General features: G+C 42.6%; 12 protein-coding genes. 3 read left to right on the top strand and 9 right to left on the bottom strand.

All coding sequences use genetic code 11. The features are described from left to right. The first annotated feature begins 2 nt into the window (after positions 1-2). Entirely contained in the window at positions 3-416 is a 414-nt protein-coding gene (gene tsaE / locus BXY_RS05260) for a tRNA (adenosine(37)-N6)-threonylcarbamoyltransferase complex ATPase subunit type 1 TsaE (RefSeq protein ID WP_015531363.1), read from the top strand. Then, positions 413-640: an immunity 17 family protein gene (locus BXY_RS05255; RefSeq protein WP_004307942.1), complete on the top strand. Its 228-nt coding sequence runs from the start codon at positions 413-415 to the stop codon at positions 638-640. The genes tsaE and BXY_RS05255 overlap by 4 nt, the downstream gene beginning before the upstream one ends. Before the next feature lie 67 nt (positions 641-707). Here BXY_RS05255 and BXY_RS05250 read toward each other — a convergent pair whose 3' ends face one another. The 6 genes from BXY_RS05250 to BXY_RS05225 form a co-directional block, all read right to left on the bottom strand. Next, a complete protein-coding gene (locus BXY_RS05250) occupies positions 708-2,018 on the bottom strand; it encodes a DUF58 domain-containing protein (protein ID WP_004323474.1) in 1,311 nt (436 codons plus the stop codon). Between the two features lie 174 nt (positions 2,019-2,192). Beyond that, a complete protein-coding gene (locus BXY_RS05245; RefSeq protein WP_015531362.1) occupies positions 2,193-3,167 on the bottom strand; it encodes an AAA family ATPase in 975 nt (324 codons plus the stop codon). 11 nt (positions 3,168-3,178) lie between these two features. After that, entirely contained in the window at positions 3,179-4,450 is a 1,272-nt protein-coding gene (locus tag BXY_RS05240) for a DUF4350 domain-containing protein (RefSeq protein WP_015531361.1), read from the bottom strand. Then, positions 4,447-5,064, bottom strand: a complete 618-nt coding sequence (locus BXY_RS05235) for a DUF4129 domain-containing protein (protein WP_004316289.1) — start codon at positions 5,062-5,064, stop codon at positions 4,447-4,449. The genes BXY_RS05240 and BXY_RS05235 overlap by 4 nt, the downstream gene beginning before the upstream one ends. A 16-nt stretch (positions 5,065-5,080) precedes the next feature. Then, positions 5,081-6,019 (bottom strand): hypothetical protein, encoded by a 939-nt coding sequence (locus BXY_RS05230; RefSeq protein ID WP_015531360.1) that lies wholly within the window; start codon positions 6,017-6,019, stop codon positions 5,081-5,083. Continuing rightward, a complete protein-coding gene (locus BXY_RS05225) occupies positions 6,000-6,962 on the bottom strand; it encodes a stage II sporulation protein M (RefSeq protein WP_004316293.1) in 963 nt (320 codons plus the stop codon). Before BXY_RS05225 ends, BXY_RS05230 begins: the two co-directional genes overlap by 20 nt. 101 nt (positions 6,963-7,063) lie before the next feature. On the opposite strand from BXY_RS05225, the gene BXY_RS05220 reads away from it, so the two are divergent. After that, positions 7,064-7,789, top strand: coding sequence for an RDD family protein (locus BXY_RS05220; protein ID WP_008640839.1), 726 nt, complete (start codon positions 7,064-7,066; stop codon positions 7,787-7,789). A gap of 211 nt (positions 7,790-8,000) precedes the next feature. Here the strand turns inward: BXY_RS05220 and BXY_RS05215 are convergent, their stop codons facing one another. The 3 genes from BXY_RS05215 to dnaE are packed head-to-tail and all read right to left on the bottom strand — an operon-like array spanning position 8,001 to position 12,556. Continuing rightward, positions 8,001-8,336, bottom strand: coding sequence for a hypothetical protein (locus tag BXY_RS05215; RefSeq protein WP_008640838.1), 336 nt, complete (start codon positions 8,334-8,336; stop codon positions 8,001-8,003). A gap of 39 nt (positions 8,337-8,375) precedes the next feature. Further along, positions 8,376-8,690, bottom strand: a complete 315-nt coding sequence (gene trxA, locus BXY_RS05210; protein WP_004306576.1) for a thioredoxin — start codon at positions 8,688-8,690, stop codon at positions 8,376-8,378. Between the two features lie 59 nt (positions 8,691-8,749). Beyond that, on the bottom strand, positions 8,750-12,556 hold the full coding sequence (gene dnaE / locus BXY_RS05205) for a DNA polymerase III subunit alpha (RefSeq protein WP_008640837.1): 3,807 nt from the start codon (positions 12,554-12,556) through the stop codon (positions 8,750-8,752). Positions 12,557-12,646 lie beyond the last annotated feature (90 nt).

Here is a 12,646-nt window from a genome sequence, read left to right as displayed (position 1 = left end):
ATATGGAAATCAAAATTCAATCACTGGAAAGTATCCATGAAGCAGCCCGTGAATTTATCGCTGCTATGGGCGACAACACTGTATTTGCTTTATACGGAAAGATGGGTGCCGGCAAAACGACATTCGTCAAAGCACTTTGCGAAGCATTGGGCGTAACGGATGTTATCACTTCTCCTACTTTTGCCATTGTCAACGAATACCGTTCGGACGAAACCGGAGAATTAATCTATCACTTCGATTTTTACCGCATCAAGAAACTAAGTGAAGTGTACGACATGGGCTACGAAGACTATTTCTACAGTGGCGCTCTCTGCTTTATTGAATGGCCGGAACTGGTAGAAGAATTACTTCCGGGAAATGCCGTAAAAGTAACGATTGAAGAACTGGAAGACGGAAATAGAGTAATCAGACTATGACCGGACAATATATCGTACAAGGAATCTTTGCGCTAGCAGGAATCGTCTCCCTGCTGGCGTCATTGCTGAACTGGGACTGGTTCTTTACAACGCGCAACGCACAAACCATTGTCCGGAATGTAGGACGCAACCGGGCAAGACTCTTCTATGGGATACTGGGAATTATCATCATTGGAATGGCTATATTCTTCTTTGTGGAAACACGGAAAGCCATCACTCTTTGACACATTTTTTCAGACAAAAGAACATAAGTACAAAAAACTACAAAAATATGTTCTTTTGTTCTTATGTCTAAAGCAACTGTCGTGACTTCATCTCCAGATACTTATTAATCACATCAATCGAAAGATTCTCCGGTGTAGTTAATAAAGAATAGATGCCATGTTGTTTCAAAGTAGATACAATCAGCCGCTTCTCGTAAGCGAACTTTTCTGCAATCACGTGCCGATAATACCCTTCCGTATCTTTTGCCGGTTGGGCGATATATTCCTTCAAATCGACATCTTCAAAAAAGACTACGAGCAAACGGTGCTGGCGGTTTAGTTGTTTCAGGTAAGATAATTGACGGTTCATTCCTCCTATGCTCGAGAAGTTAGTATATAGTACCAGCAGGCTACGTTTACTGACATGTTTGTTCAAATGAACGCAAAGAGCCGAGAAGTCTGTCTCCCCAAAAGTGGTCTGCTGGCTATAAAGACTTTCCAGCAATGTCTGCATATATCCCGATTGCTTGGAAGCAGGCACAAAAGTATCGAAGTGTTCATCGAAAGTCACTAATCCGGCTTTATCTTCTTTCCGCATGGCAACATACGAAAGCACCAGCGAAGCATTAATTGCATAATCCAGCAAGGTCATTCCACAGAAAGCTTGCTGCATCACTCTACCTTTATCGATCACATTATAAATCTGCTGTGAGCGTTCGTCCTGATACACATTCACCATAAGTTCATGCCGACGGGCACTTGCTTTCCAGTTAATCGTACGGTAATCATCCCCCTTTACATACTCTTTAATCTGCTCAAACTCCGTATGATGCCCAACCCGGCGAATACGTTTTATTCCCAGTTCTGTCAGATTATCACTTATTGCCAACAATTCATATTGATGGAGCATCAGATATGACGGGTACACTTTGATATCCAAAGGTTCTGCACAAGTATAGCGCCGGGATATAAAGCCGATTTTTCCGGTCACAAAAACTCTAATATGACCGAAAGAGTAAACACCACGATGAGTAGGTCGAAGACGATAGGTAACTGTTTTTCCCTCGTTTGCTCCAAGCTTCACCTGAAAGTCGACATCACGTTTCTGAAAGATAAAAGGGATCTCATCTATGATTTCTAAAGATACAGGATGCGGATAACTACTTTCTACCCGAATACTTACTTCATTTTCGTCGCCATTAGAGAAACGGTCGGCACACTGGCGGAAAGCATGGATTCCACGAATACGATAAAGAGAATATACGTCTGCCAGTACCACCAAAAGCAAGACAAAGAGTGCCCACTGCCCGATAACAAAGAACGGAGCAAAAACATATCCGCTACCCAACAACAGGATAACTACGACAAGGGCAATATGGAAACGACGAGTTAGAAACAAATGATTTATGATTTATGATTTATAATTTCTTGGGTTTACGATTTCTTCAACTTACAATTTACGTACAGTTTATAATTTACGATTTATGATTTCTTCGATTTATGTTATGAATAGAGTCAGACATCCAACGCGCAGCCCAAATCATAAATCAGAATTCATAAATCATAAATCTTTTCATTTTGGTACTTCCACTTTATCAATTAAGCGTTGCGTCACTTTCACTGGAGAATAGCCTTCCATTTCAGCTTCGGCAGTCAGGATCAGACGGTGCTGAAGTACATAAGGAGCTACAAACTTGATATCTTCCGGTGTCACAAAATCACGTCCCTGCAAAAGAGCATACGCTTTCGACGATTGCAGCATGGCTACAGATGCACGTGGAGAAGCTCCCAAATATACAGCTTTGCTGGTACGGGTCTGCTGTACAATCAATGCGATATATTGAAGTAACGTGCGGTCTACAAATACCTGATTCATAAAAGCACGAAGCGACAGCAGTTCTTCTTTGGTAATAGCGGGAACGATGTCGTCCAACTTCACCAATGCGGCATTGGTATGATGACGTTCCAAGATATTCACTTCCTCTTCCAATGAAGGATAATCCATCGTTATCTTCATCAGAAAACGGTCGAGCTGTGCTTCGGGAAGTTTGTATGTTCCCTCCTGCTCTACCGGATTCTGGGTAGCCAAAATCGTATAAAGATCTCCCATCCGGTGAGTCGTTCCATCAATACTGATCTGGCGCTCTTCCATTACCTCAAACAAGGCAGCCTGTGTCTTGGCAGGAGCACGGTTGATTTCATCGACCAATACAATATCTGCAAAAATCGGTCCCTGATGAAAATCAAAACCATTGGTTTTCATATTAAACACAGTCGTACCTAATACGTCACTCGGCATTAAGTCCGGAGTGAACTGGACACGACTGAAGTCTGCATCAATCAGACGAGCTGTCAAACGGGCCAACAGTGTCTTCGCAACTCCCGGAACACCTTCTATCAATACGTGTCCATTAGCCAAAATCGCTGTCAGTACCAAATCGACTGTCTGCTCCTGCCCAACTATGACGGAAGCAATCCGGTCTTTCAACTCTTGTATCTTCTCGGAAAAGAGAGTTAAATCTACTCGCTGTTCTGTATTCTCTTCCATAAATTTCTTCTTTAGATATGATTGATTATTTCATTCATTTTATCGATATATACCTTCATCTGCTCCGCATCAATAACACGTCCTCCGTAAATCACGGGTCTGACTTCGCGGATAAATTTAGCAATCTCTCCGGCATCCATTCCGGTTTTCCGGGCAATCCGGTGAAAAGAGCGTTCATCGTCGGCCACTTCTTCAATATCCACCTGAATCTCTCTCCGAAGTTCTTCGGCCAAATAGGAAAACTTCTTGCGAACTAAATCCGCATGGTCTTTCTTCTGAAAGTAAAGCGTGCCTATCAGTTCGGTAAATTCAAGAGATTTATTCGCCGGCTCGTGAATAACAGGGATCACCCGTTGCCGCCTCTTCGCTGTGAATATCATAAAGAGTATGATGGTAATCATCGTCAGATACAAAGCCCAACGAAGCGGTTCATGTGCCAGAAAATAACGGAAAGGTGATTGCTGCACCTGTGCCGTTTCTTTCATGTACCCCTCCGTGCGAACGATGGGAAGCTTCCCCATCTGCGACAACAAACGGAAGATATAGGTTGCATTTTTGCCGTCCAACATTCCGTAATTGGTAAAAATCAAAGGAGTGGAAACTAAAATAACTTCTCCTTTCCCCCACCGACGGGACATCGCTACAGGCATATAAACAAGACTATCCGTTGTCAACGAGTCCGCCTCTGTTTCATACCGGAACTCATTCGACTCAAAAACTCTTTGTGCCAACACCCTTTCCGGAAGTGAATCTCCCCAAAAATAAGAGGAGCACAACTGGGGATAAAAATAGAAAGTCTGACGGGGATAAACCGTCGAATCTCCTATCCAATGCAAGCTATCTTTTTTCAAAAATGAAGTTGCATATTTCTTCAAAGCCATCGGACTGAAGTAAGAATAGTAAGACCTGAACTGCAAGGTATCTTCCAAATATCTGCCGAACAAGGTACTCACCAACATGATCTTATCTCCGCGTTCCGCCATTTTCAACAGAGCGTTTACATCGACGTCCGACAATCGCAAATTATCAGAGATAACCAATATACCTCTGCGTTGCGTCGTATCTTCCTGCTCCAATTGATAAAGACTTTTCCTCGAAAAAGTGTAGCCCTGTGGCAAAGAAGAAGACAATACGGTATCGAATACTGCACATCCGAAAGGTTGCTCGTCATGATGTCCGAAAGTGGGCTTCCACACAAAATTCTTCGGCAAATGATATTCTATTGCAAACATGATGAATAGAAAAGCGACAATAAAGACAATAAACCAGCGACTTCCTTTCATGAGACGCCTCCTTTCTCTATTTCTTCCTGCAAGGTCTGCATTACCCGGAAAAGTTCTTCCGTCGCCTCAAAGTTGCCATAACGTACCCGCAGGAAATGATTGGTCAGTTGCCTGAAAGCCGGTAGCCGGACTTCATTGATATACTGGGTAGGCGTTTTATAAAGTTGCCAGTCAATACGTTCAGCGTCACTAAGTTGTTTCAAAGTTTGCAGATAGAGCAAACGTACTGCTTCCCGGTAATTCTGACGGGAAAGCGCTTCCGCAATCCCTCCCGGAAAATCTACTCCGTAAATGGTGTCTTCTTCAACTGTATAAGGCAACGCATTTTTATGCGAGACCATAAACAATTCCGGGCGTTTCCGATAGACAAACCAAACAATCAGCAATAAAAGAAGAATGGCAATACATACCAGGATAAGCCCTGAATACTCTTCAGCAAAATGACTGCCGAATATTTTACGCAACAACTCCCCAAACTGCCGACTGATCCACTCAAAGACATTCATCTCCGGAGTAATCAGTTCACAATTATAGTTGTATGCCGGATCAGACTGCCAGAGGGCAATCTGCGCCGTATCACAGACTAGTGTATCAGCCGGGGAAGTGAGATTCATCTAGTGGAGGTTTGGTTTAGAGTTTATCAAAATTGTCAATATCACTTTCTACCGTTATGCTGTCCACCACTTCCGATGCATGACCATACTGATAAACCAGACCGACGATACCGAATATAGCCGATAAGTAAGAACCATACAACATCAGGATAGAGAACAAATATTGCGCAAAGTTCAGTCCGACTGATGAAGAGGTTGCACCTCCGTCACTCATCGTAAAGATCATTTTTACAATATAGATCACATACCAGGGTATAGAAACGATTCCTTGTAACACACTGGCAATAATCCCCATCACAATTAAAATTAGAAAGACGCCTCCCCAGGTAGCAAATCCCAACCGGAATGTTTTTGCAAATGCCTCACCCAACGAAATGTCTTCAAATAAGTAGATGGGAGCCATTAATGCCAAAGGAACCATAAAGGCGAATAAAAGCGGGATGGTCAGAATGAGTGTGAAAGGTGTCAATACAGCCAATAAGACAATAAAGATCACCGCAAAGATGAATAAAAAGCTGCAGGCGATCCCCATCAAAAACAGTCTTTTAATATTACGGAGCAACAACGATTTTATATCGCCGAATACAATCCCGCTCAGACGTTCTTCCCGTTCATTATACAATCGTACCATCGCATAAATCAAGGAAGTCATCAACAAAGCTCCCAAACATGAAAAAAAGATAACTCCTGCATAATTCAGTGCAAATGAAGGTCCCAGAGCAGCTAAAGGATTATCACTTATTCCTCCGGACGCCTGCATAGCAGTAATATCTGTCATACTTCCCATTAAACCGCTAAAGTTTGCGGCTTGAATTAAGCATATAGGGAGTATCAGATAAGTTGAATACTTAAACAATTGTTTCCAATTCTCTTTTATAAAATCAAAAGAAGCGTTCAACTTCTCACCGAAAGGACGTTTCACATACATCGCAATCTTAGGTTTCTGTGATTCCATGTTTTTTTCTATTTGGTAAATAAATATAGTAGAATATAATAAATGCCAGAGAAGTGAATATCACGCCAAGCCTCAACACATCGGGAAGCTCTGTGTGCCGGGTAAGAAAACCTTCTATAAAGCCTGCCATAATGAATACCGGAACAGTGCCGATCACTATTTTCAAGCCTCGCTTCGCTCCTCTTCTGAAAGATTCCAGGCGAGAATAGGTGCCGGGAAACAGCCAGCCGTTGCCCAAAGCCAATCCGGCGGCACCGGCTACGATAATCGCCCAGATTTCAAGCGTTCCATGCAACCAGATGGCAAGACTGGATTCCCACAACAAATCGTGTTGATAAAAGAATGTTTGAAAAGCTCCTACCATGATACCATTGGAGAGAAGCATATACCCTGTTCCAAAACTGGTCAGCAATCCCATTGCAAAGCAGTTGAAAGAGACCATCACGTTATTAAGTGTAATGCCCAAGAACATCGGTACTTCGGAAGAACCATTATATACGGCCATCGGCTCACCATTGGCAATATTGTCGAGTGTCATATCCACATAACCGTTTCCCAATATCAGCCGGACAAAATCCGGGTCATTCGCTGCTGATAATACGCCGATTAATGCGCTGGCAACAAAAATCAAAAAGGAAGTCAGTAATTCGCGCCGTGCATCGTGCATGGTTCGTGGTACTTCCTGTGTCCAGAAGGTAACAATCCGTGTCCACTTCTCGCGTTTATTGCGGTAGATTTCGTTGTGCAACGCTGAAGCCAGATTATTCAGATAAATAGTAATACGAGAAGTTGGGAAATGTGTTTGGGCAAATGCCAGGTCAGCTGTCAAGTCCGTATACGCATCGGCTAGTTGGTCGGGGGACAGACTTGCCGCCCGCTCCACAACTTTCTCTGTCTCCTTCCATTTTTCAATGTTCCGACGAATAAACGTTACTTCTTTCATGCTTTTCAATAGATTTCGGATAAGTTTTGTCCGAAACCGGAAGCAAAAATAAGAGAATTATGATATATTTGCAACGGAATCCTAAAAATGTTTAACCTGAAATGGCAGAATCTACGATAATAACCGGACAATTCGTTCGTATCAGCCAAACGCCCGCCAGTATCGGCGAACGACTGATGGCTTTAATCATCGATTATTTTCTGATCGGGCTTTACATCTTGTCCACTATTACGCTCTTGTCTAAATTAAGTTTACCGTCAGGATTCAGTTTGTTCTTTTTTCTGTGCGTCGTTTATTTACCGATTCTCGGTTATTCTTTTCTTTGCGAGATGTTCAATCACGGACAGAGCTTTGGCAAAAAACTCATCAATATCCGTGTCGTAAAAGTAGACGGTTCTACTCCAAGCATCGGCTCTTATCTGTTACGATGGCTTCTTTTCCCAATTGATGGTCCCATCACAAGTGGCCTTGGACTTCTGGTCGTTTTATTGAATAAGAACAACCAACGATTAGGGGATCTAGCTGCCGGCACTATGGTAATTAAAGAGAAAAACTATCGTAAGATACATGTCAGCCTGGATGAATTTGATTATCTGACCCAAAATTATCATCCGGCATATCCGCAATCGGCTGATTTATCTCTCGAACAAGTGAATGTAATTACCCGGACTTTGGAATCCAGCGAAAAAGACCGGGCAAGACGTATCACGGCACTTGCCAAAAAAGTACAGGAATTACTTTCCGTTACTCCCCGTGAGGGTAATCAAGAGAAATTTCTTCAGACAATACTTCGCGATTATCAGTATTATGCATTGGAAGAAATATAACCAGAATACGCTGTTTCAGACTATTCAGGCAAGGGATTATTCTCACTGTAGTGAGAATTAATTCTCATAGCAATGAGTATTTTTTCTCATTATAGTGAGAACTTTTTCTCATAGCATAAAACTGTTTGAGAAAAAGCCCGCAAAAAAAAGGGGTATACTCACAGAGCACACCCCTTATCTTAATTTTATCTGCAATGAGACCGGACGTCGTTTAGTCCACCTGTCCCAGAGAGTTTCCGTATTCCATTTCTCCCTGAACCACAAAGAGGACTTCTTCAGGATCGTATTCCCCTATTTCATCCTTTTTGGCTTCCTTTACAATGTAAGCCACAACCTCTTCCAAATCGATGTTAACATAGCCGTCTTCATCGGGTTGAGCGTCGAGAATACCACTTTCAGAGTAATACTCGTCGATTAAATCGAGAAAATAATACAATTCATCGTCCGAAAACTTCCCTTTCAGTTCTTGAGGCAGATAGTTTTTGATAAACTCGATGGTCTTTTCGTCATCGGCATCTGCTAATAAAAAATCGTCTTCCAGTCCCATTTTTTTAAGTATTAAGTGATAAGTATTAAGTATTATCGACTATAAAAGCTTCTTCACCTTTTCTGCGAATACCGGTTTGCCAACTGCACCTACCTGTTTGTCTACTATTTCACCGTTCTTGAAAAACAATACAGTAGGAATATTACGGATACCATATTCAGCAGCCATATCACCATTTTCGTCTACATCGCACTTACCGATGATTACTTGTCCTTCAAACTCCGCAGCCAATTCTTCAATGATAGGAGCCACCATCTTGCATGGGCCACACCAAGGAGCCCAAAAATCTACAACAACCGGTTTTCCTTCTGCAAGAACCTCTTTATAGTTGCTGTCTGTAATTTCTAAAGCCATTTTTTTAAGTATTAATTATTAAATGTTATTTCGTTAGCTTATTCTCGCCACAAATATAATCAATTTATATGAAATCCCAGTTCGGGACGTTCCTTTAAATATGTTATTAAATCCCGCCCCACCGAAAGCTTAATCGGACGAGAAATCAAATCAATTGACATGTGACTTACATCGGCATCATCCGTCACTTTAAAATACAATTCCGTATTTCCCGGATGTTCTTTGGTCAGAGTGGCAAGCTCAGTAACCAAAGCCGAGTTCAAGACTGACAGAGGAATGATAATCGTGATCTTCTGTACCAGTTCTTCTTTCACGTCGGGAAGAAGTTCCATAGAAGTGATTTTCACCTCCAATTCATCCTGTCGCCATTGTTTCGCTTGACAACGGGCTTTAATATATAGGAACGTTCCTTCGTTGAGATATCCCTGATAAGTCACCCAGTCATTTCCCCAGAATGGGATTTCGGTAGAACCGGAATAATCTTCAATCTTAGCAATACCATACGGATTTCCATTCTTGCTGACTCCGCGACGAACACTAGTCACAATCCCTCCCATCGTTATTTCACGACCAACAAGTGCAGCTTTATCTTCCAAATCCGCCATCCGTGTATTGCAGACATGTTCCAATACGATAGAAAATTCATCCAACGGATGAGCAGAAAGATAGATACCTACCAAATCACGCTCACGATTCAGACGATCGAGATCACTCCAACGTTCTGCACCTTGAGGAATTTCAGGAGTTGCAACATCAATAACGTTTTCACCACCGAACAAAGAATTGAAAGCAGCTGCCTTATCTGCCTGATAACGGTTGCCATAACGCATCAACGTTTCCAGAAATACTTCACCCTTAGAATTTACAGCAAAGTATTGCTCCCGCTTCAGTTCCGGGAAACTATCAAACCCTCCGGCTAATGCCAGACACTCCATATTCTTCTTGTTGCAGGCATTCAGGTTGACACGTTGCACAAAGTCGAATATACCGAGGAAAGGACCATTCTTACTACGTTCCTCCATAATACTATGAACAGCAGCTTCACCTACACCTTTGACAGCCCCTAGTCCAAAACGGATATTACCATCATGGTTTACTGTAAACTTCAGGTTACTTTCGTTTACATCCGGCCCCAGCGTCTGAATACCCATTGCCTTACATTCGTCCATCAGTTTCGTAATATCGGTAATGTTCGACAAGCTTCGGCTCATCACAGCAGCCATATATTCAGGAGGATAATTAGCTTTTAGATAAGCGGTTTGGTAAGCTACCCACGAATAACAAGTAGCATGTGATTTATTGAAAGCGTATGACGCAAACTTTTCCCAGTCGGTCCAGATTTTTTCAAGAACTTTCGGGTCATGCCCGTTCTTACGCCCACCTTCAATAAATTTAGGTTTCATGTGGTCCAGCTTGTCACGCAGCTTCTTACCCATCGCTTTACGGAGTGCATCAGACTCACCGCGGGTAAAGTCCGCCAATAAACGCGACAGAAGCATCACCTGTTCCTGATAAACCGTAATACCATACGTATCCTTCAAGTATTTCTCCATTACCGGAATATCATACTCAATCGGCTTACGCCCATGTTTACGGTCGATAAAATCAGGTATATAATCCATCGGTCCCGGACGATAAAGGGCATTCATGGCAATCAAATCTTCGAATGTAGAAGGCTGCAATTCGCGCAGGTATTTCTGCATGCCGGCAGATTCAAACTGGAATGTACCAATCGTCCGTCCGTCACTATATAATTTATAAGTAGCCGGATCGCAGATGTCTATCGCATCGACGTCTACTTCAACATTACGACTTAAACGGATATTTTCAACGGCCTCTTTGATAATAGACAAAGTTTTCAGACCAAGGAAGTCCATCTTAATCAATCCGGTATCTTCAATCACCGAACCTTCATACTGGGTAACAAGCATTTTTTCGCCCGTTTCCTTATCATCAGCAGTGCTGACAGGTACCCAGTCGGTGATATCGTCACGACAGATAATCGTACCACAAGCATGTACACCTGTACCACGTACGTTACCTTCGAGCATCTTAGCGTACTTGATCGTATCCCGTACCAACGGATCGGATGATGCTTCCGCAGCTTGTAGTTCGGGAACATATTCAATCGCATTCCGCAAGTTCAGTTTCTTATCAGGAATCTTATCCGGCACTAATTTAGCCAATCGGTCAGACTCCGATAGAGGCAGCTTTTGCACACGGGCAACATCCTTGATAGCTAACTTGGTAGCCATTGTACCATAAGTGATGATATGAGCTACTTTTTCCTGACCATATTTATTCGTTACCCAACGAAGTACCTCTCCACGCCCGTCATCATCAAAGTCCACATCGATATCGGGCAAGGAGATACGGTCCGGATTCAAGAAACGCTCAAACAGCAAATCGTACTGGATAGGGTCGATTTTCGTAATTCCCAGACAATAGGCCACCGCCGAACCGGCAGCCGAACCACGTCCCGGACCGACCGACACACCCAATTCCTTACGTGCCGCATTGATAAAGTCCTGTACAATCAAGAAGTATCCTGGGAAACCCATCGTTTTCATGATATACAGTTCAAAGTTCATTCGCTCTTTGACTTCTTCCGACAGAGGTTCACCATAAATTCTCTTAGCTCCGTCAAAAGCTAGTTTCGCCAAGTAATCTCCTTCAAGTTTAATACGATAGAGTTTATCATAGCCACCCAAGCGTTTGATTTTTGCTTTCGCATCCTCTTCACTCAATACCACATTACCGTGCTCATCTTGAGTAAACTCATCAAACAGGTCTTTTTCCGTAAACTTCGCCCGATAGCCTTCTTCCGTCCCAAAATCTTCGGGAATAGCAAAAGTAGGCATGATAGGTGCATGGTCGATGGAGTAATATTCTACCTTGTCAAGAATCTCCAGCGTATTGCTCAACGCTTCGGGAACGTCGGCAAAGAGTTCGTTCATCTCTTCGCGTGTTTTCATCCATTCCTGTTTGGTATAAAGCATACGGCTAGGATCATCCAAATCCTTACCGGTACTCAAACAGATCAAACGGTCGTGCGCTTCCGCATTCTCTTCATCTACAAAGTGAACATCATTCGTACAAATTAGTTTGACATTGAACTTCTTAGCATATTCAATCAGATATTTGTTCACATTTACCTGCAACGGATAACATTCGTGATTAGCACGGGGAACAGTCGCTTTATGACGCTGCATCTCCAGATAATAATCATCCCCAAACAGGTTCTTATACCATTGTATGGCTTCTTCGGCTTCTGCAAATTGCCCGGCAGTAATCCGCTTCGGCACTTCACCACCGAGACAGGCCGAACAAACAATAAGTCCTTCGTGATATTTTTCCAGTTCGCTACGATCAGTACGCGGGCGCATATAATATCCGCGTGTCCATGCGTGCGATACTAATTTAATAAGATTATGATAACCTTTTTCATTCTTAGCCAATACAATCAAGTGATAACCACTTTGGTCGGGCTTACCTTCTTTTAAGTCCATAGTGCGGCGCGCAACATACATTTCACAACCGATGACAGGTTTGAAAAGCTTGTTTTCCGCTTCCACTATCTTAGCTTTGCAGGCAGCAATCTCCGCTTCTTTATCCGCGCACTCTATTGTGCCGGCCTCAATTCCTGCAATTCGCTTCTTCAGGTCTTTGACTTCACCTTTCGGACCGCTGTTCTTTTTATTAACGTAGTTCGTAAATTCCTTAATACCGAACATATTTCCATGATCGGTCACGGCAATACCCTTCATCCCATTTTGCATGGCTTTATCGACCAGACGAGCTACACTAGCCTGACCATCCAACAGAGAATATTGAGTATGGACATGTAAATGAACGAAATCCTGCATAATGATAAGTAGTTAATTTGAAGGCATAAAATTACTACCTCTTGGGTTATAAACAAAAATAATCCTCAAAAAGTTATCAACATTCGCATT

The organism is Bacteroides xylanisolvens XB1A (assembly GCF_000210075.1).
In the GTDB taxonomy this organism is placed as follows: Bacteria; Bacteroidota; Bacteroidia; order Bacteroidales; family Bacteroidaceae; genus Bacteroides; species Bacteroides xylanisolvens.
This window is presented reverse-complemented; position numbering and strand designations above follow the sequence as displayed.